Here is a 24,805-nt window from a genome sequence, read left to right on the forward strand (position 1 = left end):
ACGGCGTTCATGCTACCGCGGCCAGCCGCCGTCGTCTGCCTGTTGCCGCGCCCGCTGCGATAGCTGCGGCAATGTCATGGCAGGCCGTGATCCCCTGCACGAAGGGCCGGTCATGCATCAGGTAGGGGATGGAGGCCAGCGTCAGCCGCCCCGTATAACCTGGGACGCCGATCAGGCTATAGTCCTCGGCTACCTCCGGCACGTCCTGACCGGCCTGCAGTAGGGCCTCGCGCAGGCTCTGGAAAGGCATGTCCTTGCTGGTCAGCGCCTTCTGTCCACGGGCATCAATGAAGACCGGGAAGACATACTGCCCCTTGTCGGTCTTGATCGTGGTCTGCGATGGCTCACGTTCAAGGTCGTAATCCTCACCAAGCGCCAAGACCGACAGGATCCCGGCGTCCCGGAGAGCGAGGAGACGGCGGATGGATTCAGATGGAACGGCGGCATAGTTGTCGACGAATACCTTCTTGAGGCCCCCATCGAACCGCTCCCGATCAGTCTCGGGCAGCTCCGAGACAAGGGCTTCGACCTTCTCGTGCATCCGCAGCAGGGCATACCGCCAGGGAACAGTGACCTTGTCCGCCTTGTTCCGCTCTACCTCCACCAGGTTCTTGCGTGCCCAGCGGAAGGGATCGGCGGCCTCTCTTGCCGCGAAATAGGCGGGCGCGAAGCTGTCGGCGTCCAGTCCAGCAAGACCGATGCGCAGCGCGAAGGCAGGATCGGCCTGCAGGATTTCGGCCCGGACCAGATCGAAGACCGCATCAAGCGGGCAAGCCTCCGTTGCGCAGCGGGCCACGGCTTCGTCGGTCAGGACCGTCAGGGGCTGGTAGGGGATCGGGCAATAGAAGTCAGCTTCCGGCAGAATGCCCGAGCGTGACATGAGGGTGATGTGCAGATCGGTATCGGGCGCGATGTCGAAGCAGAGGTCGTCGCCCTTGCGGCGGAAGCGGCCATGCTGGTTCGCCACCGCCATGGCGGCGTCAATCGAACTGAGCGAGGTGCCCATGATGCCCACCGGCACCGCCGGGATCTGTGCATCGATCAGTCCTGACCAGGGGCTGGGGTAATAGCTACGGGTGGCTTCGTCTTCGTCGGGAAAATCATGTCCCGTGGCAAGGATCACGCGTTCGAAGGGGCCGTGCCACCCCTTGGCCGTCTTCACCTGAAGCACATCCTGATGCGGCACGATGTCGAGCACTTCGGTGCTTTCCTGGATGTCGATATGGTGACCTGCATCCCTCGCCCTTTCCACAAGCGTCAGGAGCTGGTCGCGGTAATACTCCCCCAAAAGGAGCCGGGGGGTGAACTGCCGGTCGTCGAGATCCTCAGGGTCTAGCCCGAAGGAAACCAGGCGCGCCTTGGGTTGGGCCTGCAGCCAGTCAAGATAGGGCTCGATCACCGGTGGGATCTCGATGCTGGCGATATTGGCCAGCATGGACTTGCTCGCATGGTCAGGGGAATAGGGCATGCCGATGCCAGCCTTCTCGCCCTTCTCGAACAGCGTGACCGCAAGACGCCGTCCGGTCGCCAAAAGCTGCTGAAGGGAGTAGATGCCCGTGGGGCCCGTGCCGACAACGGCCACAGTCATCATCATCTTCATCCTCCAGAGCGCTCGCTTGAACGCCACCCGAATGATCCGGTTCCTGGAAGTCGAGTTCATCGAGCAGGTCTTGCCTTACCAGGTTCAGGCAAGAGCCACTGACGTATTCATGGATTTCTGCGCAGCAGCCTCCTGTGGATGCTCGCACTCACAACAGCATGGGAGGCTTCGACAAAGCATTAGACCGAAGCCGGCCGATCGGGGCGGTCCGAGTTGTTCAGACAACGGTCTTTTCTGTCGGTTGGGCTTCAGAAGCCAATCAGCACCATGTCCAGTGCTGCCATGATCTCGCTGTCCTGATCGGCCAGATTGGAAACAGGGCTGCGCAGCAGGGCGCGTGGGACCGCCGCCAGGAACTGGGTGACCATCACGTGTGGCTCGGACCCGATCTCGAACACGGGGTTGAGCCGTTTTGCAGGCTCCGGGGCATCAGCCAGCGGCAGAAGCGGCACGACAAGGCGCGTGTTCAGCCCGCTCAGAACATCGGCCTGGACATCCAGCACATAGCCCGCACCGCCGGGGCGGGCATAAACGTCGAAGCGGGCCATCAGAACTGGCGATACCGATCGAGCGGCAGGCCGTGCGCGTCAGTCCAGGCGTTCGAACTGGCAAGCGCTTTGGCGTTCTCGCGCTGCCATGCCTCTGCCTTGGCTTCGGCCACAGCACGGCGCAACCCGGCCTCTGCGGCCTGGGACAGGTTCACGCCGAAGGACTGCGCTTCGCTCAAAAGCGATGAGTCCAGTGTCAGGTTCGTGGGCTTTCTAGGCGCTGATTGAACTTGCATGACTCACCTCGTGCTATGCGCATGATATATGCGCACCACCTTGGCAGGCAAGCGGCCCGACAGGGTCAAGCGGTGCCTCCACCCTCACAACCCGGGCGTGCCCATAAGACCCATTCCGCAGTGCAGCCGGGGGGGATTGGTGGGCTTGGCACGGGCGCTCACAGGCAGGCATGGCGCTCTGAATGGCGTAGTGGCCCCTTCAACGCGCCTGTGCGTCGATGAATGCCAGGATCTTGGAGATGACAGCGTGGCTGTTCTGAAGCGGTGCCCCGTGTCCTTCCCCCGGCCTCTCCTCCAATGTTGCGTTCGGCAGGCAGCCCGCGACCTCCTTGGCAGCCGCCTCGAAGAACGGCAGCGTGTCAGTGCCATAAAGGATCAGCACTGGCGCCTCGATCCCTCCCAGATCCCCGCAGGTCATCGGCATCGCGGGCGGCGCAGCAAACATCTTCGGGATAGTATGAGCGTTTTCCAGGAACATCGTCCGAGCCCCCTCGGGCAATGCCTCGAAGCCACCCTCGGGCAGACCTAACACTGCCTCAAGCCTCAACCGGATGGCCTTCTCGTCGTCGCCCCCCTGAGACGCCTCGACAATCGGACCCCAGCCCGCGTTCCAATCAGCCATGACCTGCTGGTATTCAGGCTTGTCCTGCAGGACGGTCTCGAGCGTCGGCTCGTAGATCGCTACGCTGCGGACCAGGTCAGGCCGGTCGAGTGCCGCCTGCAAGACGATCGGCCCGCTATAGGACCAGCCGACCAGATGCATCGGCTCGCCCCAGGTATCGAGCAGCGCTACCAGGTCGCTCTCATGGACCGTAGATCGCTACGCTGCGGACCAGGTCAGGCCGGTCGAGTGCCGCCTGCAAGACGATCGGCCCGCTATAGGACCAGCCGACCAGATGCATCGGCTCGCCCCAGGTATCGAGCAGCGCTACCAGGTCGCTCTCATGGACGTCTTGGCCATAGGCCGGCTCATCCGGCCAGTCCGTGGTTCCAAACTCCCTCTGGGTATAGGCAATGAACCGATGCCCCTCGGCCACGGTATCTCGGACCGGCTCCCATGCACGGTGATCAGAAAAAGCGCCATGCACAAACAAGATTGGCTCGCCCTTACCGACATCGACTACGGGAAAGCTGGCGCCAGCAGCCTCGGTCTGCTTTACGGTCGGTTCTTGGGCAACTGCGCTCAGGGGAAGCGCCAGTGACAGACACGAAGCCAGGTAAAATGAGCGTCCCATCGCATCCTCCTCGGATGATCAGTGGGTGCCCTAATTTGCTCCTTTGCGCCGAGTCGCACAACTGAACAGCAGTCTTTCCCAGCAGCTTGCGGAGGCGCAGCGCCAGATACGGCTGCGCCCCTCTAAACCGCATAACCCCGGCGTGCCCCCCCGCACACCCTCATCCGGCGTCATAACACCCCATATCCGCGGATCAGCAGCCAAGGGTTGATTTGATCTGATGGATCAGCCAGGCGTTAATCTTGGGCTTGGACGCTCCGAAGAGGATAAATGTGTCCAATCTCTGGAGGCAGGCCGCCATGTCTTTGACAGGTCGCGGCCGCCTTCCTGGCTCGGTGAGCCAGAGCCATCCAATCTCGCCATTAGGGTAGAGGTCCGCCGTCAGTATCGGTAGATGCTTGTCCACCACCCTGGTCCGCATCCTGAATGCTCCGGTTACTAAGGCGGAAAAGATATGCCGTATCTATCCGGTTTTCCAGCCGGACCTGAGCAATGCTTGACGGGGCAGGCTCGAACGCCGATCTCCCATTCCTTCTCCGCGCAAGGCTCAACAGGCGTAGACGTGCAAAGAAAATCAAAAATCAACTAAGGATTGTATATTTAGCCAAGTTGGCGCGGACGTCAGCTTCTGGCATAACACACCCATCGGCCGAGCGGCTTTTGTGTCATGGTTTACGAGTTCGCCCCGCTCGGCTGGAAAGTTCTTCTTCTGGTCGAGGTTTTGTCCCTTTTCCAAGCGATGTCGTTTCTGGCTTCCTGATGATTTCCATTCAGAGATCGCCAAAATGCATTTCAAATATTCTTTGAACGAGATTTCATGAAGTCCTTTGCTCTTGCCATTGCCTTGTTCCTGGCTGGTCATATGCCGGCTGTCGCAGTCGAGGCTGAAGCCCAGGTCATACAAGGCATAGCATCCGTCATTGATGGCGATACCCTTGAGGTTCACGGGTCACGTATTCGCTTGCATCCGAAGTTCGACAGTTCCGACGGCATTTTGATCCTGATTGAACGTCTCACTTATGTGGAAACAATGGGTTAGCAGTCGAGGACGAGGCGTTCTCCGCGGTTTTTGTTGTGGCACGTTGTTCGCGGTCCTTGCTCAGGCAGGCCACTGCCTTCTCGTATTTGGCGCCGTATTTCTCGACGAAGGTGTCCATCGCGGTTGCCGCTGCGGCGCGGGTTTCGGCCTGCCAGATCTCGCGCAGGTCGGCCTTCACCGCCGGCTGCATGGATTTGGGAAACTTGTTGAGCACGTTGGCGAGCTTGTGGACCCAACAGCGCTGATGGCGCGTGCCGGGAAAGACCTCGTCGAGCGCCTTCCAGAACCCCATGGCTCCGTTGCCCACGGCGATCTCGGGGGAACCGCGAGGCCACGTGCCTTGATGTCGACCAGCAACTCACGCCAGCACTGCGCACGCCGATCCGGAAGCCGACGAGTTTCTTCTTCCCTTCGGGCGCGACCCCGAGAATAACCAGCGTACATTCGGCCTGCGGTTCTATCCGGGCCTGAAGGGAGACGCCGTCGGCCTGGATGTAGACATGGCGGCCACCGAAAGGCCGCGGCACTGCAAACGGTTGTATTCCTGCTGCCACTCCCCGGTCAGGCGGGAGATCACACCGGGTGACCGGTTCGGCGCGTCTTTCCCCAAGATCGCGGCCAGCGCCTCCTGGAGTGAGGGCATGACTGCCAGCGGTCCGAAGGAATGCCCGAACGCCCATCGAGATGCCGCGCAAATAGAGCACGGGCAGCAGGGCATCGAGGCTGCGCGAACGCCGCGCCCATTTCGGCAGGACCGCAGAGGTGAAGCGGATCTTCTTCTCGGCCGGCCCATCAGGGGCGCGGTCGCGCACCTTCGGGCGCTGTACGTCGAGCGCACCGATCCCGGTCAGCGGGGCCTCAGCACATTCCGGCTGACGAAATGCGATGATGTCTGTAGTCTTCTCCATGGCGTATCGTTCCTTTTGGAAGTTCTGGCAGGCTCACACACCCGCCACGATACGCCTCCCTCTCAAACCCCGTCACCCATTTCCCCGCATAGTTTGACCGGGTCTGTGATCGAATATGTGATTCGTATTCCATAATACATCCCATAAACGAGCGGAGCAGCAACCGATCCAGTATGGGATGTATAAGCCAGCTGATCATCGGACCAGGCGCAGAAACAAAGGCGGTTCTGGCGGCAACATCCCTGCGGACCCGCAGGAGATACCGGGCTTTCTTAAGCCGAGCCTATGAGTGCCGCCCCCACAATTGCTGAGCAAGCTTCGCTGTTTGAAATAGTGTTTCCGCACGTGGTGTAGGATGCCGCGCGCGGAGCCTTTGGCGTAGCGCGAGCCGCGCGGCCGTGGGTTACGCTGGCGGTCACCGCCGATCTTCGGAAAAGGTTTGGGGTGCGAGACCATAGCCATTTATACCCTGCGCAACATGGTCGAGCGTTGCTTCAACAAGCTGAAGAGCAGCCGCCGACTGGCAACCCGCCAGGACAAAACCGCCTGTAGCATCGACTCGTCCCCATCGGCCCGACAGGCGCCCAAATGGTGACTACGGCGGAATGAACATAGATACGGGCGATATGGCTGGGGTGATCAGGGCAGGCTCCATCCCCTTCGCCCCCATGCGGGAAGCGTTCAATATCTGGATCATGTTGACAAGTGGCGGAGCCATAGCCTGATGCAGGCAATATTGATGAAGCCGAGGAAGCTATCTTTCGAAAGCGGATTGATAAAGTAAGGCGATCTGGTCTTCTGCAATTTCACCGAAAGCCTACCGCCGGCACCTACAGAAACTGCCGGTGTTGAAAACACTGTCCTGGGACGTCGCCTGCGAGTGCTTGACCAAACCAAAAAGGATGCCACATGAACGGTGCGGAAAGCGTCGTGCGCAGCCTGCATGCTGCGGGAACCGAGGTGTGCTTCGCCAATCCCGGCACCTCCGAGATGCAGTTCGTCGATGCGCTTGACCGCACCCGGTTGATGCGCTGCGTGTTGGGCTTGTTCGAAGGCGTGGTGACTGGCGCGGCCGATGGCTATGCGCGGATGGCGCGCAAGCCTGCCGCGACGTTGCTGCACCTGGCGCCAGGCTTCGCCAATGGCGCGGCCAACCTGCACAACGCCCGCAAGGCGCGCACCCCGGTCCTCAACCTGGTGGGCGAACATGCCGTGCGGCACCTGGACTATGACGCGCCGCTGTCGGCCGACATCGCGGGCGCGGCCGCGGCCTTCTCGGACTGGGTCAGGACCGGGACATCGGCTGCGACCCTCGCGTGGGATGCGATGGCAGGGTGGGCCGCGGCCTCGTCCCATCCAGGCGCGGTGGCGACGCTGATCCTGCCCGCCGACCTGGGCTGGGACAAAGGCGGCGTCATGGCGCCACCGCCCGCCCCCGCCGGTCCCCGCGCCGTCGAGGAAAGCGCCCTTGGTGAGGCAGCGCAGGCCCTTGGGCCAGGGGCGCTGCTGCTGGTCGGCGGCACGGTGATGGAGGATCCGGCGGCCCTGACGCTTGCGGCAGGCATCGCGCAGGCGACCGGCGCCACGCTGATAGCCCCAGGGGCAAACCGCCGGGTCGAAATGGGTGCGGGCCTGCCCGCCATCCCGCGTGTCCCCTATCCCATCGATACGGCCATCGAGACCCTGTCGCGCTTCAACCGCGCCGTCCTGATCGAGGCGGTCGAGCCAGTGGCCTTCTTCGCCTATCCCGGCCGCCCCAGCCTGCTCTTGCCGCGCGACTGTCGCATCACCACCCTTGCCGCACGCGACCAGGACGGCCCTGCAGCTTTGGCCGCCTTGGCGGATTTGGTGGGCGCGCGGCCCTGGCAGGGAACCGACGCGCCGCGCCCGCTGGCCCCGCAGTCGAGTTCACTGGACGATACTGCTTTGTCGCTGGCCATCGCCGCGGCCCTGCCAGAGGGCGCAATCGTCATCGACGAGGGGATCACCCGCGCACGCGGCGTGGGCGGCCTTGCTGCCGGGGCGCCGCGGCTGTCTTGGCTGTCGATCACCGGCGGGTCGATCGGCATCGGCGTGCCTCTGGCGGCGGGGGCAGCGGTCGCCTGTCCTGACCGCCCGGTCGTGGCGCTGCAAGCGGACGGGTCGGCCATGTACACACTGCAGGGCCTCTGGACCCAGGCACGCGAGGGACTGAACGTCACCACCGTGATCCTTGCCAACCGTAGCTATGAAATCCTGAAGGGCGAATTGTTCCGCGTCGGCGCCAATCCCGGCCCTACGGCCCTGGACATGCTGGACCTGCGCCGGCCTGACTTGGACTTCTGCGCGCTTGCCCGCGGGATGGGCGTGCCCGCCATCCGGGTCGAGGACGCAGCCGAGTTGCACCGCGCCATCGCGGCATCGGTCCTTGAACCCGGACCCATGCTGATCGAGGCGATATTGTCCTAAGCAGGTACCGGGGGTGGGGCGTTGTGGCCGTCCCCTGGTGGCCCGTCCTGATGCCAAGCCCTGACCTTGCCTGTTCCGTCACTTTGGAAAGGATGATCCGGACCGATGCGCAGCTTCTATCATCCCGACCAGGCCCTGCACGCCCCCCAGCAGTTCATGCGTGTGGGCCGGCTGGCCGCGCCGACCGATATTCCTGCGCGGACCCAGGCCCTGCTGGCATCCCTTGATCGCCTGGGCTTGGTTCCCGAGGTGCCTGCCGATCACGGCCGTGAACCTGCGGCGGCTGTCCATCCGGCCCATTACATGGACTTCCTGGAATCGGCGTTCCGCCGCTGGCAGGATCTGCCCGGACACGGGCCCGAGGTGCTGCCCAATACCTTCCCGCAGCTTTCCGGCACCGGCAGGCGGCCGCCCTGCCCGACCGACCACCTGATCGCGCAGGCGGGCTATTACCTGGGTGACCTAGCCGTGCCGGTGGGCGAATTCACCTGGGTTTCGGCCTTGCGGTCGACCCATGCCGCGACCGATGCCGCCCTGGCGGTGATCGGCGGCGACCGGGCGGCCTATGCGCTCTGCCGTCCCTCGGGCCACCATGCCCGGGCCGACCGCGCCAGCGGCTTTTGCTATCTCAACAATGCCGCGATTGCGGCTGAGCGGCTGCGCAGCCGTTTTGCCAGGGTCGCGGTCCTGGACATCGACGCCCATCACGGCGACGGCACGCAGTCGATCTTCTACGACCGTGCCGATGTGCTGACCGTTTCGGTCCATGTCGATCCCGACGCCTATTATCCCTTCTTCACCGGCCGCCCTGACGAGCGCGGCCAAGGCAGCGGCGAGGGCTTCAACCTCAACCTGCCCATTCCGCCGGGCGCAGGTGACCAGGATTTCCTTGCGGCGATTACCTGCGGGCTGGACGCGGTCAGGGACTTCGGTGCCGAGGTTTTGACCCTGGCCTTGGGCTTCGACAGCCATGCCGAAGACCCGTTGAGCCTTCTGACCGTCACCACAGCCGCCTTCGGCCAGGCAGGCAGGGCAGTCGCCAGAGCGGGCATTCCGGTGACGATAATTCAGGAAGGCGGCTACCAGACCGAAGTGATCGGCGACTGTTTGGAGGCTTTTCTGACCAACCTTGGCCCGTGACGTCGATCAGATGGTCAGATGCCCGTCTCGGCTTCCAGTTCGGTCAGCGATTTCGCGACGATCTCGAACATCTCGTCGGCTTGGGCACGGGTGATGATCAGGGGCGGGCAAAAGGCCGCGGCGTCTGTCATGCTGCGAGAGATCAGGCCGTTGCGCAGCAGCGCCATGTTCATCAGCGTCCCCAACCGGCCCGGCGTGGCGACCGATTTGGTCACCTTGTCCTCGACCAGCTCAATGGCCGCGATCAGGCCCACGCCCCGGACCTCGCCCACCAGCGGGCTGGATGCCAGACCTTCCAGCCGGGCGCGAAAATGGGCGCCCACGTCACGCGCGTTGGCAACAAGGCCGCGTTCCTCGATGATCGCCAGGTTCTCGAGCGCCACAGCCGCGCCCACGGGATGCCCGCCGGGGGTGAAGCCGTGTCCGAAGGTGCCGATGCGGTCGCTTTCCTCGGCAATGGGGCCGAAGAAGCGGTCGTTCATGACGATGGCCGAGAAGGGCACATAGCTGGAGGTGATCTGCTTCGACAGCACCATCACGTCGGGCCGGATCCCGTAGGTGGTCGAGCCGAACATCTCTCCGGTCCGGCCGAAGCCGCAGATGACCTCGTCGGCAATGAACAGGATGTCGTACTTCGCCAGAACCGCCTGGATCTTGTCGAAATAGCCCTTGGGCGGCACGATCACGCCGCCCGCGCCCATCACCGGCTCGGCCCAGAAGGCCGCGACGGTCTCAGGGCCCTCGCGCAGGATCAACGCCTCCAGTTCCTCGGCGCAGCGGGTCGCGAACTGCTCCTCGGTCTCGCCGGGCCGCCCCTCGCGCCAGTAATGCGGAGAACCGGTATGCAGGACGCGATCCAGCGGCAGATCGAATGACTTGTGGTTGTAAGGCAGCCCCGTCAGGCTGGCCGCCGCGATCGTCACGCCGTGATAGCCTCGGATGCGGGCGATGACCTTCTTCTTGTCGGGCTGGCCAAGCGCGTTCGACCGGTACCACACCATCTTCAGGACGGTATCGTTGGCCTCGGATCCCGAGTTGGTGAAGAAGACCTTCGACATCGGCACCGGCGCGATGTCGATCAGCCGTTCCGCGAAGTCGATGGCAGGGCCGTGACTCTTGTGGCCGAAATTGTGATAGAAGGGCAGCTTCTCCATCTGGCGGGTCGCGGCCTCGATCAGGCGCCGTTCCTGGAAGCCGACGCCCACGCTCCACAGCCCGGCCATGCCCTCGATATAGCGGCGGCCGCAGTTGTCGGTCACATGGATGCCGCTGCCTTCCTCGATGATCATGGGGCCTACGTCCATGTGCCGGCGGGCATTGGTATAGGCGTGGAAGTGGTGGCGGATGTCGCGTTCCTCGGCGGTACCGCCGAAGTTGGTAAGGTCATCCATGATCGGGTCCTAAGGAATGCAGCCAGCGGTTAGCCTGTAAACCTGCCCGGTGCGGGTCTGACTGTCCATACCGGATTGCTTTTCCAAAGATTAGCGAAGTGAAGGCCTTCATGCGGCACCGGACAGCAGGGACAGCCAATAATTGCGATAGTAGTCGGCTCACCAAGTCTATCGAGACAAGATGAAGTTCAATCGGCAGGTGCGGCGGAAGACAATGAACCAACCGTATATTGATCAGGGACTTGAGAGAAATTCAGTGATAACGGAAGAAGCGATATTGTATGCCGCCTGTCGGATGTCGTGCACTCGGGATGCTCTCGAGCAAGCCGGGCAAATGCGGACAGGATGGATATCTAAGACAGGAAGCAAGGGTGAGACGCAGCACTGACACCTTTCGCCTCGTATGCGGCAACCTTCCTCGGGGCGCGATGAATGGTCTGACAGACGTTCCCGGCGTCCTGGTTGGCCACTGTACCTTGCGGGACGGCGACATCAATACGGGCGTGACCGCGATCCTGCCGCGCGGGGGCAACCTTTTCCGGCAAAAGGTGGCCGCCGCCAGCCACGTGATCAATGGATTCGGCAAGACCGTCGGGCTTGTGCAGATCGACGAACTTGGCACGATCGAGACGCCGATCCTGCTGACCAACACGCTTTCGGTCGCAGCGTGCAGTGCAGCCCTGATCCGCGATGCCTTGGCGCGTAATCCGGATATCGGCCGCACCACTTCCACGGTGAACGCCGTGGTCGGAGAATGCAACGACGGCCCCCTCAACGACATCCAGGCCATGGCAGTGACCGAAGACCATGCACGGTCTGCCCTAGCGGCAACGCATGGCGGGCCGGTGGAACAAGGCAGCATCGGGGCCGGCACGGGCATGACCTGCTTCGGGTTCAAGGGCGGGATCGGATCGGCCTCAAGGCGGCTTGAGATCGCGGGCGAGGATTTTCACCTGGGCGCGCTTGTCCTGACGAACTTCGGCAACGCGGGCGACCTGATCCTGCCCGATGGCCGCCGTCCGTCGCCCCCGGGTCCAGAGGTCAAGACCACCGAAAAAGGTTCCGTCATCGTGGTTTTGGCCACCGATGTGCCGCTGGAACACCGGCAACTCAGCCGAGTGGCCCGGCGCGGTGGCGCGGGACTGGCACGACTGGGCTCGTTCTGGGGACATGGCAGCGGCGACATCACCATCGCCTTCTCGACCGCCAATCCGGTAGATCATGACGAGGACCGGGATATCGTCAGTCGGCGCGCCCTGAACGAGAGCCGGATCGACCTGCTGTTCCGGGCTGCGGCGGAAGCCACGCAGGAGGCTGTCCTGAATTCGATGCTGGCCGCGGACCGGTTCGTGGGTCGGAGCGGAACCGTGCGCATGTCCTTGGCCGATTGCCTGGGCTAGAAGGCAAGGCCTTTTTCCCAGGTCCGGCACTGGCTGCGTCACCATCGGACACAGCTAATGCCACGCGGGCCAAGGTTCCTGTCGACAGCGTGCCTCGGTGCGGCGAACCCATGCTTGTTGACATGTGGAACCATGGCAAGTCCACTCTGCATGAGATGCAAAATCTGGGGGATGACAGGTGGATACAGCGGATCTGGTGCTGACCGGCGGCGTGGTCTGGTGCGGGCTGGGGCAGCCCAAGACCGAAGCGGTGGCGGTGCGGCAAGGACGCATCATGGCCATCGGCACCACGTCGGACATGCGGGGGCTGATCGGGACGGACACGCGCGTCATCGACCTTCGGGGACGCTTCGCGATGCCGGGTCTTAACGACGCGCACATGCATCTGCTGCCGGTCGGCATCGCCATGGACCAGGTCGATCTGCGCCCTGACGCCGCGCCCACGCTGGCCGCGCTGCTGCAGGGCCTGGCGTCGCGGGCGGCCGTGACGCCCAAGGGCGAATGGGTCCTTGGGCGAGGCTTCAACCATTTCCTGCTGGATGTGGAACGCTTTCCGCATCGGGACGAACTGGACCAGGCCTGCCCCGACCATCCCTGCTATATCGTGCGCACGGATGGGCATTCCGCTGTGGCCAACAGCCGCGCCCTTGAGTTGGCCGGGCTGGACGAGACAACCCCGCAGCCCGAAGGCGGCCTGATCGAGATCCGCAACGGCCGGCTGACCGGCATGATCGCCGAGACCGGCCGCGAGGCCTTCGAGGCCGTGTTGCCCCATCCTTCGCTGGACGAAATGGTCGACGCGATCGAAAAGGCTGGCAACCTGATGCTGAGCCACGGCATCACCTCGGTCATGGAGGCCGCGATCGGCCTGCACGCGGGCTGGGACGAGATGCTGGCCTATCGCCGCGCGCACGCCGAGGGCCGCCTGCCGGTCCGGGTCTATGGCTGCGTGATGGGCGACAAGACGCGTTCCATCCTGCCCAAGGTCATGGCCGAGGGTCGGGCGACGGGCGACGGGGACGAGATGTTCCGCATGGGTCCGGTCAAGATTTTCACTGATGGCAGCGCCGGATCGAAGACCGCTGCGATGACGCAGGATTACATGGGCGATCCGGGCAACAAGGGCCTGCTTTGCATTCCCGACCAGGAGGAGCTGAATGCGATGGTGCGGCAGGCCCATGACGCGGGCTGGCAGATGGGCATCCACGCGATCGGCGACGCCGCCATCGAAGAGGTCCTGAACGCCATCGAAGCCGCGCAGACCGCCAATCCTGCCCCTGACCGCCGCCACCGGATCGAGCATTGCGGCTGGCTGCGTCCTGACCAGATGGACCGGATGGAGCGGCTGCATGTCCTGCCAGTCTCGCAGGCCTCGTTCCTCTATTGGTTCGGCGACAACTACGAAACCGTGCTGGAGGCGAACCGCATCGCGGCCTCTCATCCGTTCCGCACCTGGATCGATCGGGGGCTGCATCCCTCGGCCTCGACCGACTGCCCGGTCACCGACATCGACCCCCGCGCCGTGATCTACAACCTGGTGACCCGCAAGACCCGCACGGGAAAGCTGTTCGGGCCGGAACATCGCCTGTCCATCGATGAGGCGCTGCACGCCTATACCTGGTCATCGGCCTATGCCTCGCACGAGGAGACGCTTAAGGGCCGGCTGGAACCAGGACAATTGGCCGATATCGCCGTCTTCGACCGCGACCTGACCGCCGTTGCCCCCGAGGCGCTGCTGGAGGCGGTCTGCGAGATGACCCTGCGTGGCGGAGAGGTCGTCTATCAGAGGTCCGATCACCCCTGACCGGCCGTGACATCGCTTGCTGCCGACCAACGTCTGCCGGTCACCAAAGGAAGCGAAGCGTCCGCAGCACCTCGAACCAGTCGTCGCGGGCGAAACGCAGGCGGCGCGGCTCGGGGTAATCGACGCCGGGGAAGAAGCTGCCGCGATAGGCGTCGTTGGGGGTGCTGAACTCCACTTCGATGTCCCAGCTGGCGGCCAGAGGCGGATGGCTCCGCAGCGGCAGGTCGGACAGCGCCGCCCTGACACCTTCGCGGATCAGCTCGCGGGCGCGGGCGGGCGTGACCGAGGAGGCGGCGGGCCCGAAGCCTTGGCTGACCGGCACCGTCACGATCCCCGGTGCCAGGGCCGCGGCCGCCGCGCAGATGCCGCAATCGCCGGACAGGAAGGCCGAAGGCACGCCCAGCAAGGCCGCGGTCAGGGCGTTCACGGTGAACTCTGACGCAAGCGCGCCATTGATCGTCAGCCGCATGATCCTGCCGTTGAAGCTGTGCGCCAGCGGATTGCTGTCGGTGCCGGCCGCGTCATGATAGCCGGTATAGATCGCCGCCGCGCAGTCGCGGTCGATGCCGAACATCATCGAATGGGGATGGCCCGACCAGTCGCGAATGATCCGCGCCTCGGGCGGCAGGCGGTCCACCAGCAGGTTGCGCCCGGTGTGATGGGCGTCCTTGATGACGATCTCGGTCGCGCCCGCTTCAAGCGCGCCTTCGCAGGCGGCCACCACCTCGGCATCAGCGCCTGGAACTCGGGATATTCGGGCTTGTTGCGTTCGGTTTCGGGCCAGCAGGTGATGCCTGCCGTGCCTTCCATGTCGGCGCTGATGAAGACTTTCATTCGGGACGTCCCTGTCTGGCGAAAGCCGGAGGCTGTGACGGAGCCAATGAAAACACAAGCAAAAATAAAGGAGACTTTTCTTGCCATCCTGCCGCCAGCGGCTAACCTGCCCGTGACTTGTCTTGGAGGAATGATGGGCCCTGTTGCGGATCTGGTGCTGAAAGGCGGTAAAATCTGGTGTGGCGCGGGCCTGCCCGTGGCGGAGGCGCTTGCCGCTTGGCAGGGCAAGGTCCTGGCCGTGGGCAGCGATGCCGAGATCGCGCCGCTGATCGGGGATGGCACCCGCGTCGTCCACCTGGAAGGCCGGTTCGCGATGCCGGGGCTTTACGACAACCACCTGCACCTGATCTCGACCGGGTTGGTGCTGGGTTATGTGGATGCCTCTCCGCAGGCCGCGCCGACCCTTGAGGCCCTGCTTGACGCGATCCAGGCCCGCGCGGCCCTCACCCCCAAGGGCGAATGGATCCGGGCGCGCGGCTATGAACAGCAGAAGCTGGACATCGGCCGCCACCCGCACCGGACCGAACTGGACGCCGCCGCGCCCGATCACCCGGTCCTGCTGACGCGCACCTGCGGCCATGTCTCGGTCGCCAACAGCCGCGCGCTGGAGATTGGGGGCGTAACCGCCGCAACCCCTGCGCCCGAAGGTGGCGTGATCGAGGTCGAGAACGGCACCTTGACCGGGATGCTGGCCGAGAATGCCCAGAACCTGATCAGCAACCACATTCCGACGCCGGATGTGGACGGCCTGATCGACGCCATCGAGGCCGGCGGGCGGCAGTTGCTGTCCCATGGCATCACCAGTTGCATGGACGCCGCCGTCGGCATGATCGCCGGCATGGACGAGATCCGGGCCTATCACCTTGCAAAGCGGGACGGACGCCTGCCGGTGCGCGTATCGCTGACGCTCTTGGGGGATCCCGGCACATCGATTGTCGAGCCTTGCCTGGAGGCGGGGCTGGTCACCGGGGTGGGCGACGAGATGCTGCGCGTGGGCGCGGTCAAGATCTTCCTTGACGGCTCGATTGGGGGGCGGACCGCCTGGACAAGCAGGGCTTATCGCGAACAGCCGGACAACTTCGGCGTCCAGATGTTGCCGACGCAGCAGGTGGAGGGACTGGTCGCGGACTACCATTCAAAGGGCTATCAACTCGCCTGCCATGCCATTGGCGACATGGCCGTCGACCAGCTGATCGGCGCTTACGAAAAGGCCCTGGATGCGCAGCCCGACCCCGGCCGGCGTCACCGGGTCGAGCATTGCTGCCTTTCCACGCCCGAACAACACGCCCGCATGAAGGCCGCAGGCATCGAGCCTTCGCCCCAGCAGGTCTTCGTCCATGATTTCGGCGACAGCTACCTGGCCGTCCTGGACGAGGCGGTGACGCGCGGCATTTCCCCGCTGAAGAGCTGGCTGGACATGGAGTTCCATCCGGGAACGGGCAGCGATTCACCCGTGTGCCGCACCGACCCGCGCCCGAACCTGCACCAGATGCTGACCCGCCGGACGGGGAAGGGGACCGACATGATGGCGTCCGAGGTCGTGGACATCGAGACGGCGCTGACGGTTTACACCCAGAACGGCGCCTGGCTGGCGCGGGAGGAAGGCTTCAAGGGCCGGCTGCAGCCCGGCATGGTGGCCGACATCGCGGTGTTCTCGCGAGACCTGCTGACCGCCACGCCCGCGCAGATCCTGAACGACACGGTCTGCGAGATGACGGTGCTGGGAGGCGCCGTGGTGTTCGAGCGCAACGCCGCCTGAAGGACAACAAAATAACCTGGGGAGGAGACAAGATGACGATCAAGGCCACCATTGGCGCCCTGCTGCTGGCAGGAACCGCGCTCTGCGCGCCCGCGACTTGGGCGCAGGAGGTGCAGCGCGGCGGAACGCTGAACTTCACCGCGCCTTATGGCAGCAGCGTGGGCACGCTGGACATCACCGCCTCGGCCGAGGTGCAGACCGAGATCGTGGCCCATGCCATGCATCGCAGCCTCTACAAGTGGAACCCCGAAACCGGCAAGCCCGAGCCCGACCTGTTCACCGAGGTTACCGTCAGCGACGACGGAATGACCCATACCTACAAGCTGCGAGACGATGCCGTCTTCCACAACGACAAGCCCTTCACGGCCGACGACGTCATCTACAGCTATAACCGGATCGCCACCCCCGCGACGGCCTCTCCCAGTGCGAACTTCATTTCGCGCATCCAGGGCTTCGAGGAGGTCCAGGGCGGCAGTGCGACCGAGATGTCGGGCCTAAAGAAGATCGACGACCACACGCTGGAGATCACCTTCACCGCCAGCCAGGATCCCGGCTTCGACCTGATGCAGAACTATGTCCCGATCTATCCGTCGAACGTGGACGGCAACACGCAGGCGACGCAACCGGTCGGCCTTGGCCCGTTCCGCTTTGTCGAACACGTCCCCGGATCGCGCGTCAGCTTCGAGCGGTTCGAAGGTTTCTTCGGCGAGGATGACCAGCCCTATCTGGACCGGCTCAACATCCTGATCATGGGCGAGGCTGCGGCCCGTGACGTGGCCTTCCGCAACCAGGAAATCGACGTGTCCGTCCTGGGCAGCCAGCAATACCAGGAATACCAGGCCGACGCCGATCTGTCCAAGAACCTGCTGGAGGTAGCCGAACTGTTCACCCGCGTGGTCGGCTTCGACACGACGAAGCCACCCTTTGACGACAAGCGGGTGCGCCAGGCGGTCAACCACGGCATCGACAAGGACCTGATCATCGACCGGCTGGTCAAGGGCAAGGCCTTCCCGGCGGTGGGCTTCATGCCGACGACCTCGCCTGCTTTCGACCCGGACGCGCAGGGCTATGCCTATGATCCCGAAAAGGCCAAGGCCCTGCTGGAGGAAGCCGGCCATGCCGATGGCATCGACCTGCCGGTGATCGCCAACCAGAACGAAAGCTGGGGCGCACCCATCGTCGAGGCCATCATCCCGATGCTGGCCAAGTCTAACATCCGCGTCAGCGTCGAGCCGGTCGAGAACGCCGTGCTGGAAGACCGCATCACAGGCGGCAACTTCACCGCCTTCATCTGGTCGCTGTCCAGCGGACCGGACCCCCTGAACATCCTGCGCTGCTTCTACAGCAAGACGGCACAGTCGGCCTGCAACTATACCAACTTCAGCAACCCCGAGGTCGACAAACTCTACGAAGCCGCACAGCAGGAACGTGACGAGGCCAAGCGCAATGACCTGATCCGTCAGGCCGACGGTATCATCCGCGAGGAAGCGCCGTATTGGTTCTTTAACTATAACAAGGCGGTGATGGCCTATCAGCCTTGGGTCCACGGCCTTCGTGGAAACCCGCAAGAACTGGCGATCCAGGATTACGACAAGATCTGGATCGACGACTCCGCACCGGCCGATCGCAAGCCGCAATAAGGCCAAGATCCCGCGATGGTTCACCGCCGCGGGATCTTCACTGCAATAAGGACGGGAGACGGAAGAATGGGCCGTTACATCCTGCGGCGGCTGCTGCAGATGATCCCAACACTGCTGGCCGTGGCGGCGCTGATCTTCCTGATCTTCAGCGTCCTGCCCGGCAGCTTTGCCGGCACGATGACAGGCGGCGGCCGGCGGGCCCTGTCGCCGGAACTGGTCGCCCAGATTAACGCGCAGTTTGGTCTGGACAAGCCATTGCCGGCCCGGTTCTGGGACTATCTGGTGCGTCTGGTGCAGTTCGACCTTGGCACGTCCTTCCGCACGCGCGAGCCGGTGATCGACCTGATCGCCGCGCGGATCTGGCCCTCGCTTCAACTGGCGCTGTCGGCCATGGCCCTGGCCATCACGGTCGGCATTCCGCTGGGCTTTCTGGCCGCCATGCGTCCCGGCAGCCTGCTGGACAGCGTCACCATGATCGGCGCGGTGTCGGGGCTGTCGATGCCGCAGTTCTGGCTTGGGCTGCTGCTGATGTATGTCTTTGCACTGCAACTGGGCTGGCTGCCCAGCTTCGGCTATGGCGAAGGGCGGTTGCGAAATCTGATTTTGCCCGCGATTGCCCTTGGCTTTGCCCCGCTGGCGCTTCTGGCGCGGACAACCCGGGCGGGCGTGCTGGAGGTCATGGCATCGGACCATATCCGCACGGCTATGGCCAAGGGTGCGGGCCCCGCGCAGATGATCCGCTGGCACGTCCTGCGCAATGTCATGGTGCTGATCGTGACGACGCTGGGGCTGCAGATCGGCTCGTTGCTGGGACAGGCCCTGGTGATCGAAAAGCTGTTCTCATGGCCGGGCCTCGGTTCGCTGATGGTGGACAGCGTGGCGATCCGCGACATCCCGGTGGTGCAGGGCACGATCCTGGTGATTGTTCTATGGTTCCTTGTCATCAACGTGCTGGTCGATGTGGTCTATGCCGCGATCGACCCCCGCATTAGCCTTCGTTGAGGACGCGCCATGCAGATGCCTTTCCGCCTGAATCTGACGCTAGGGCTGGCACTGGTGTCGCTGGTGATCCTGGGCGCGGTCTTCGCGCCGCTGCTGACGCCATATGACCCGGTCCTCGACGCGGACCTGATGAATTCGGAAATGCCCCCCTCCTGGGACCACTGGTTCGGCACCGACAGCCAGGGGCGGGACGTGTTTACCCGCGTGCTTCATGGCGCGCGTGTCTCGCTGACCATCGGCATCGTGGCGCAGGCCATCAACTCGACCATCGGCATCGCCCTGGGCCTGTCGGCCGGCTATTGGGGCGGCTGGTGGGACGATGTGGTCAACGGGCTGACGAACCTGATGCTGGCGATCCCGTCGCTGATCTTCGCCCTGGCCATCATGGCGGTGCTTGGTCCCGGCGTGACCAGCCTGCTGATCGCGCTTGGCCTGACGAACTGGAGTTGGAGCTGCCGCATCACCCGCAGCGCTGTGATGTCCCTTAAGACGCAGGGCTATGTCCAGGCGGCGCGCACGCTTGGCTATGGCGACATCCGCATCATGCTGACCCAGCTCCTGCCGAACATCGTCGGGCCGGTCCTCGTCATGGCATCCCTGGGCATCGGCGAGGCGGTGCTGGCCGAGGCCGCCCTGTCCTTCCTGGGCCTCGGCATCCGTCCCCCTGCGCCGTCCTGGGGCAATATGCTGACCGACGCGAGGGAGGCGATCCGCAGCGTCCCTTGGGCCACGATCTTTCCCGGTCTTGCCGTCTTCATCACCGTCCTCGGCTTCAACCTGCTGGGGGACGGGGTGCGCGACTGGCTGGACCCCCGCATGCAGGTCCGCGCATGAGCGGGCCCCTGCTGGACATCCGTGGCCTGACGATTGGCATCCCGAACCGGAACGGCCCCCCGGTGCAGATTGTCCGCGATCTCAGCTTCGACATCATGCCGGGCGAGATCTTCGGACTGGTGGGTGAATCGGGCAGCGGCAAATCGGCCTCGGCCCTCGCGCTGATGGGCCTCAATCGCAGGCCACTGACAACGTTGAAGGGACAGGCGCTTTACGGCGGGCAGGACCTCCTGGCGATGTCGCGCCGGTCCATGCGCAAGCTGCGCGGCGACCGCATCTCGATGATCTTCCAGGAACCGATGACGGCCCTCAACCCGCTGGCCCGCGTCGGCAGCCAAGTCGCCGAAATGTTCGTCCTGCACCGCGGCCTGTCCTGGTCCGACGCGCGCCCGAAGGCGGTCGAAGCGCTTGCCGCCGTGCAGGTGCCCGACCCCGAGGGGCGCGCCCGCGCTTATCCGCACCAGTTGTCGGGCGGGTTGCGGCAGCGGGTGATGATCGCCATGGCAATGGCCTGCCGCCCCGACCTTCTGATAGCAGACGAGCCGACCACGGCGCTGGATGTCACCGTCCAGGCCGAGGTGCTGCGCCTGATCCGCGAACTTTGCGAACGCGAGGGCACGGCCGTCCTGCTGATCAGCCACGATCTTGGCGTGATTGCCCAGATGTGCCAACGTGTTGGCGTCATGGCTAACGGCCGCCTGCTGGAACTGCGCGACGCGAAGGCGCTGTTCACGGATCCCCGGCACCCCTACACGCAGGGCCTTCTGGCCGCCCTGCCCAGGTTGGGAAGCCGCGCGACCGAAGGGCGCCACCGCTTGGCCGATCTGGACATGGCTATTGATCGCAATGCCCCCGACTTCGCCGAAACCTATCTTCATCCCCGAGGAGAGGCAGCATGAGGGTGGCGACGGTCGCCCCATCCGCAAGCGAACCAATCCTGTCGATCGAGGACTTGCATGTGCGGTTTCCGGTAGCAGGCGGATTGCTGCGGCAGCGTCGGACCATTCATGCGGTCAACGGGGTGGATCTGGCGGTCCAGTCCGGTCAATGCGTAAGCCTTGTTGGTGAAAGCGGCTGCGGCAAGTCCACCACGGCACTGGCGATCATGGGCCTGCAGGCACCCAGTTCGGGCGTCATTACCGTCGAAGGGCGTCCAGTCTATGGCCCTGGCGCGCCTGACAGGCTCGCCCGTGCGCGCCTCGCGCAGATCGTCTTTCAGGATCCCTTCTCGACCCTGAACCCGCGCGAAACCATCGGCCGCGCATTGTCCCAGCCGCTGATGCTGCACGGCGTCAAGGATCGTACCGAACGTGCTGACCGCGTTGCCACAGCATTGCGCCAGGTTGGCCTGCTGCCCGAACACGCCGCGCGCTATCCCCACGAGTTCTCAGGAGGTCAACGCCAGCGCATCGGCATCGCACGGGCGCTGATCCTGGGGCCACGGCTGATCGTGCTGGATGAGCCAGTCAGCGCCCTGGACGTGTCGATCCGGGCGCAGATCATCAACCTGTTGATGGACCTGCAGCAGAATCTCGGCCTCAGCTACCTGATGATCTCGCATGACCTAGGCGTGGTCGAGCATGTCTCGGATCGCGTGGCAGTGATGTTCGCGGGCCAGATCGTCGAAGAAGGCGGCTGGCGCGAGGTCTTCACAACCCCCACCCATCCCTATACCCGACGCCTCATCGAGACCATTCCCAATCCCGCAAGCCTGGCCGGGGATGCCCAAGATATTCTGCCGCCCGCATCCGAACCTCCGGCCGGCACAAGGTTCTGGCCGCCTATTGGTCAGCGCCCAGAGGTCAGCCGCCCACCTGCGCCAAGCGCTCTTGTGGGCATCGGCGACGACCATCGCGTGCGGGTGCAGTTGGTTGATAACTAGAGTATCCGTTTTGATCAAGCCGTTTTTGGTGTCCATTTGCGGTCCTGCTGGACGAGTGCGTTGGCCAGCTCGATCAGCTTTCGCATAAGAGCGGTAAGGGCGACCTTTGCGGGTTTTCCTACGCTGAAAATCCTCGCGCCCTCCCTGCTGCCGCAGAAAGGGAAAAGGTGGACGACTTTTACGCCGCCCGCAGCAGCTCCATGCCGCCGCTTCCGTGGACTAGTTTCTCACCGCCGTTCTCATATACGTCCTCCAGCCGCAAGGAAGTGCTACCGATTATAGAGAAGCACGATGCGCTGCTGTGGTATCCCAGCCATTACGAAGGTTTCGAAACCTCACAAAACGTAATCTACACCGGTTCCTCTCCGAACCAGCATCTGACGCCGCTTATTGGATTTCTGTTTAAAGAATACGGCAGGACAGCCTACTGCATCGGGTCAAATTACATCTGGGCTTGGGAGAGCAACCGCGTATTCCGCGAAGGCATCACACGCCTAGGGGGACAGATCGCAGCTGAACGCTATGTGCCAGTGGGAGAAGCTGACTTAGATCAGTATATACGCGAGATTTTGGAGCTTCGCCCGGACTACATTTTTAACTCCTTGATCGGGTCATCATCTTATGAATTTCTTCGGCGCCTGCGTCGGGCCAGCGCCGCTGCAGGGATCGACCAGCCGCGGGAAATGCCGGTAGCAAGCTGCACGTTATCAGAACCGGAACTGCACGCTATCGGTGCCGATGCGGCTGACGGACAGATCACCTCCAGCGTCTATTTTTCGTCGTTACAGACGACACGCAACGTTGACTTTGTTGCAGCCTATCGCCGTGCTTTTCCGAATGGACCGGTCGCCTGTGCTGACGCAGAGTCCAGCTATATCGCCATCCACTTACTGGCACGCGCCGTCGCGCGGGCGGGCAGCGAAGACATTGCACAAGTTCGCGCCGCCGTGACCGCTTGCCACTTCGATGCGCCGCAGGGGCCGGTGAAGATCGATCCAGAAACGATGCATGCCTACTTGACGCCCCATATCGGTGTCTCCCGCACAGATTACGAATTCGATGTGCTGATTGGAAGCCGTGGGCCGGTGCAGCCAGATCCGTATCTAGTGCAGTGGTCGCGTACCACAGAACCGCCTTCCCTACCCTCGCAACTGAGGATTGTGAAATGAAACAGCCACGCGTGACGCAGAACTTCCGCGATTTCCGAGCTTCAATCATCACGTCCGACAGCCGTACCACGAACACGCTACAGATCGTTTTGCCGCGCCTCGGACTGACGGTTGATGCAATCCACCAAACCTTGCTGTTTGAGCCAGCGGCTGGCCCCCGCGTCGCCTTCATTGACGGCGACATGGCGCTGCCCCCTGCGGGTGAGGAACCTGAGATACCTACGGACTGCGCCATCGTAGGCTTGGTCGGGTCCGAAGCTCCCAGCCGACTGCGTGGGTTGGTTAGCCTTGGCGCACAAGCCTTCTTGACCAAGCCCCTCCACAGCGGATCGGTCTATTCCGCTCTGTTTCTGGCAGTCAATTCTTTTACCCGCAGTATGGCGATGCAGGCCCAAATCGAAGACCTAAAGCAACGGCGAAAAGGCCGCGCCCATGTCCTGCGAGCAGTGACCGACATGGTGCTCCGCGATGGCATCGACCCCGACCAAGCTTACGACCGACTGCGTCGCAGTGCCATGCATGCTCGCCAAAGTGTCGAGGACTACTGCGAGGTCCTACGAGCTTCAAAATACAACGAGGACGAAGAAGCCTCGCCGACTGATGAAAGGCGACGCTGGGCCTAATGCCCATGTCGATAACCAACAAGGAGTTGTAGATGTTGATCACATCAAGAAGCGCCGCTTCGGCGCTTGGAGTTCTATTGCTTGCGGGCACCGCATTTGGACAGGACGCTGAACCGATTAAGCTGGGCGTCTTGGAGGACCAGTCTGGCGATTTCGCCCTTGCTACTATTGGCAAGGTACACGCGATCCAACTTGCGGCTGAAGAAATCAATGCCGCCGGGGGCATCGGCGGCCGCCCGTTGGAACTCGTCGAGTACGACACCCAGTCCGATAATACCCGCTTCCAGGAGTTCATGCGCCGGGTGCTGCAGCGTGACAAGGTTGATGCCGTTTTCGCGGGCTTTTCCTCGGCTTCGCGCGAGGCCTATCGTCCGATTGTCAACCAGTTCGACGGTCTAGCCTTCTACAACAACCAGTATGAAGGGGGGGTCTGCGATGCGAACATGATCGTGACGGGCGCCGTTCCGGAACAGCAATTTTCGACCCTGCTACCTTACACGATCGAGAAGTACGGCCCGAATGTTTACACGATCGCGGCCGACTATAACTTCGGCCAGATTTCTGCCGAATGGGTGCGCAACATCGTCGCAGAAAATGGCGGCACCATGGTAGGCGAGGAATTCATCCCCCTGGGCGTGTCGCAGTTCTCGCAGACGATCCAGAACATCCAAGGGGCAAAGCCGGATTTCGTAGTGACGCTGCTAGTGGGCACTGCGCAGGCCTCCTACTACGAACAGGCAGGTGCTGCGAACCTGAACCTGCCGATGGGCTCCTCGGTTAATGTGGGCCAAGGCTATGAGCACAAGCGCTTTACGCCGCCGAGCCTCAAAGACATGTACGCGACTGTGAACTATGTCGAAGAAATCGACAGCCCCGCCAGCAAGGAGTTCGTCGAGAAGTTCCGCGCGAAGTTCCCGAACGAGCCCTATATCAACCAGGAGGCCAGCAACTCCTACGCTGCCGTCTATCTCTACAAGCAGTTGGTCGAGCGCGCGAAGTCGACGGAACTGGCTGATATCCGTAAGGTCATTGCCGAGGGCGATGTCTGCGTCGACGGTCCGGGTGGCCAGATGTGCATCGATCCGAAAAGCCAGCACGTCTCGCACACGATCCATCTGGCGCATGTCACCGAGGACCATTCGATCGAGTTTCCAACCAAATGGGACGCGATCCAGCCTTACTGGCTAGGCGAAGCCGGTTGCGATCTAACGGTAAGCGATCCCAGCGAACAATACACGCCGTCGAACCCGCCCCCGGCGAACGGCTGATCCTTGCCCTGTCTGGGCGGCACCGCCCGCCCGGACGCCACCAAG

At 63.3% G+C, this 24,805-nt stretch carries 20 protein-coding genes and 3 pseudogenes; 13 read left to right on the plus strand and 10 right to left on the minus strand.

Annotated elements, in window-relative coordinates; translation table 11 throughout:
• Positions 1-7: 7 nt before the first annotated feature.
• From Q5701_RS18965 to Q5701_RS18995, 7 genes and pseudogenes are all read right to left on the minus strand, one after another.
• The gene (locus Q5701_RS18965; RefSeq protein WP_306752519.1) at positions 8-1,594 is read right to left on the minus strand and encodes an FAD/NAD(P)-binding protein; all 1,587 of its coding nucleotides are present in this window, start codon (positions 1,592-1,594) and stop codon (positions 8-10) included.
• Between the two features lie 254 nt (positions 1,595-1,848).
• A complete protein-coding gene (locus tag Q5701_RS18970) occupies positions 1,849-2,148 on the minus strand; it encodes a CcdB family protein (RefSeq protein ID WP_306752520.1) in 300 nt (99 codons plus the stop codon).
• Entirely contained in the window at positions 2,148-2,327 is a 180-nt protein-coding gene (locus Q5701_RS18975) for a type II toxin-antitoxin system CcdA family antitoxin (RefSeq protein ID WP_306752521.1), read from the minus strand. The genes Q5701_RS18970 and Q5701_RS18975 overlap by 1 nt, the downstream gene beginning before the upstream one ends.
• A gap of 256 nt (positions 2,328-2,583) precedes the next feature.
• Complete coding sequence (locus Q5701_RS18980) at positions 2,584-3,147, minus strand: alpha/beta fold hydrolase (RefSeq protein ID WP_306752522.1); 564 nt, start codon at positions 3,145-3,147, stop codon at positions 2,584-2,586.
• Positions 3,148-3,187: 40 nt separating this feature from the next.
• Positions 3,188-3,619, minus strand: coding sequence for an alpha/beta fold hydrolase (locus Q5701_RS18985; protein ID WP_306752523.1), 432 nt, complete (start codon positions 3,617-3,619; stop codon positions 3,188-3,190).
• A gap of 574 nt (positions 3,620-4,193) precedes the next feature.
• Positions 4,194-4,565: a hypothetical protein gene (locus Q5701_RS18990; protein ID WP_306752524.1), complete on the minus strand. Its 372-nt coding sequence runs from the start codon at positions 4,563-4,565 to the stop codon at positions 4,194-4,196.
• A gap of 136 nt (positions 4,566-4,701) precedes the next feature.
• Positions 4,702-5,566 (minus strand): annotated as a pseudogene (locus tag Q5701_RS18995) (IS256 family transposase); the annotation flags it as partial.
• 909 nt (positions 5,567-6,475) lie between these two features.
• On the opposite strand from Q5701_RS18995, the gene Q5701_RS19005 reads away from it, so the two are divergent.
• Positions 6,476-8,014 carry an acetolactate synthase large subunit gene (locus Q5701_RS19005; RefSeq protein WP_306752525.1) on the plus strand — a complete coding sequence of 513 codons (1,539 nt, stop codon included), beginning with the start codon at positions 6,476-6,478 and terminating at the stop codon, positions 8,012-8,014.
• 105 nt (positions 8,015-8,119) lie between these two features.
• A complete protein-coding gene (locus Q5701_RS19010) occupies positions 8,120-9,154 on the plus strand; it encodes a histone deacetylase family protein (RefSeq protein ID WP_306752526.1) in 1,035 nt (344 codons plus the stop codon).
• 14 nt (positions 9,155-9,168) lie between these two features.
• Here Q5701_RS19010 and Q5701_RS19015 read toward each other — a convergent pair whose 3' ends face one another.
• Entirely contained in the window at positions 9,169-10,545 is a 1,377-nt protein-coding gene (locus tag Q5701_RS19015; protein ID WP_306752527.1) for an aspartate aminotransferase family protein, read from the minus strand.
• Positions 10,546-10,973: 428 nt separating this feature from the next.
• Between Q5701_RS19015 and Q5701_RS19020 the strand changes: the two genes are divergently transcribed.
• Both Q5701_RS19020 and Q5701_RS19025 read left to right on the plus strand, forming a co-directional pair.
• The gene (locus Q5701_RS19020) at positions 10,974-11,945 is read left to right on the plus strand and encodes a DmpA family aminopeptidase (RefSeq protein ID WP_306755444.1); all 972 of its coding nucleotides are present in this window, start codon (positions 10,974-10,976) and stop codon (positions 11,943-11,945) included.
• Positions 11,946-12,123: 178 nt separating this feature from the next.
• On the plus strand, positions 12,124-13,749 hold the full coding sequence (locus Q5701_RS19025; RefSeq protein ID WP_306752528.1) for an amidohydrolase: 1,626 nt from the start codon (positions 12,124-12,126) through the stop codon (positions 13,747-13,749).
• Positions 13,750-13,789: 40 nt separating this feature from the next.
• Here the strand turns inward: Q5701_RS19025 and Q5701_RS19030 are convergent.
• A pseudogene (locus Q5701_RS19030) lies at positions 13,790-14,670 on the minus strand (M55 family metallopeptidase).
• 43 nt (positions 14,671-14,713) lie between these two features.
• Here Q5701_RS19030 and Q5701_RS19035 point away from each other — a divergent pair.
• The 6 genes from Q5701_RS19035 (at position 14,714) to Q5701_RS19060 (ending at position 21,700) form a co-directional block, all read left to right on the plus strand.
• Positions 14,714-16,342, plus strand: a complete 1,629-nt coding sequence (locus Q5701_RS19035) for an amidohydrolase (protein WP_306752530.1) — start codon at positions 14,714-14,716, stop codon at positions 16,340-16,342.
• A gap of 32 nt (positions 16,343-16,374) precedes the next feature.
• Positions 16,375-17,982, plus strand: coding sequence for an ABC transporter substrate-binding protein (locus tag Q5701_RS19040; RefSeq protein ID WP_306752531.1), 1,608 nt, complete (start codon positions 16,375-16,377; stop codon positions 17,980-17,982).
• 66 nt (positions 17,983-18,048) lie between these two features.
• Positions 18,049-18,984, plus strand: a complete 936-nt coding sequence (locus Q5701_RS19045; protein WP_306752532.1) for an ABC transporter permease — start codon at positions 18,049-18,051, stop codon at positions 18,982-18,984.
• A 9-nt stretch (positions 18,985-18,993) separates the two neighbouring features.
• A complete protein-coding gene (locus tag Q5701_RS19050; protein WP_306752533.1) occupies positions 18,994-19,818 on the plus strand; it encodes an ABC transporter permease in 825 nt (274 codons plus the stop codon).
• Positions 19,815-20,717: an ABC transporter ATP-binding protein gene (locus tag Q5701_RS19055; RefSeq protein WP_306752534.1), complete on the plus strand. Its 903-nt coding sequence runs from the start codon at positions 19,815-19,817 to the stop codon at positions 20,715-20,717. Before Q5701_RS19050 ends, Q5701_RS19055 begins: the two co-directional genes overlap by 4 nt.
• A complete protein-coding gene (locus Q5701_RS19060) occupies positions 20,714-21,700 on the plus strand; it encodes an ATP-binding cassette domain-containing protein (protein WP_306752535.1) in 987 nt (328 codons plus the stop codon). Before Q5701_RS19055 ends, Q5701_RS19060 begins: the two co-directional genes overlap by 4 nt.
• 14 nt (positions 21,701-21,714) lie before the next feature.
• Here the strand turns inward: Q5701_RS19060 and Q5701_RS19065 are convergent.
• Positions 21,715-21,819 (minus strand): annotated as a pseudogene (locus Q5701_RS19065) (IS110 family transposase); the annotation flags it as partial.
• Between the two features lie 48 nt (positions 21,820-21,867).
• Between Q5701_RS19065 and Q5701_RS19070 the strand changes: the two are divergent.
• The 3 genes from Q5701_RS19070 to Q5701_RS19080 are packed head-to-tail and all read left to right on the plus strand — an operon-like array spanning position 21,868 to position 24,760.
• Positions 21,868-22,869 carry a transporter substrate-binding protein gene (locus tag Q5701_RS19070; protein ID WP_306752536.1) on the plus strand — a complete coding sequence of 334 codons (1,002 nt, stop codon included), beginning with the start codon at positions 21,868-21,870 and terminating at the stop codon, positions 22,867-22,869.
• Complete coding sequence (locus tag Q5701_RS19075) at positions 22,866-23,492, plus strand: ANTAR domain-containing response regulator (RefSeq protein ID WP_306752537.1); 627 nt, start codon at positions 22,866-22,868, stop codon at positions 23,490-23,492. Before Q5701_RS19070 ends, Q5701_RS19075 begins: the two co-directional genes overlap by 4 nt.
• A gap of 32 nt (positions 23,493-23,524) precedes the next feature.
• On the plus strand, positions 23,525-24,760 hold the full coding sequence (locus tag Q5701_RS19080; RefSeq protein ID WP_306752538.1) for an urea ABC transporter substrate-binding protein: 1,236 nt from the start codon (positions 23,525-23,527) through the stop codon (positions 24,758-24,760).
• The last annotated feature ends 45 nt before the right edge of the window (positions 24,761-24,805 follow it).

This window comes from Paracoccus actinidiae (assembly GCF_030863885.1).
Taxonomy (GTDB): Bacteria; Pseudomonadota; Alphaproteobacteria; order Rhodobacterales; family Rhodobacteraceae; genus Paracoccus; species Paracoccus everestensis.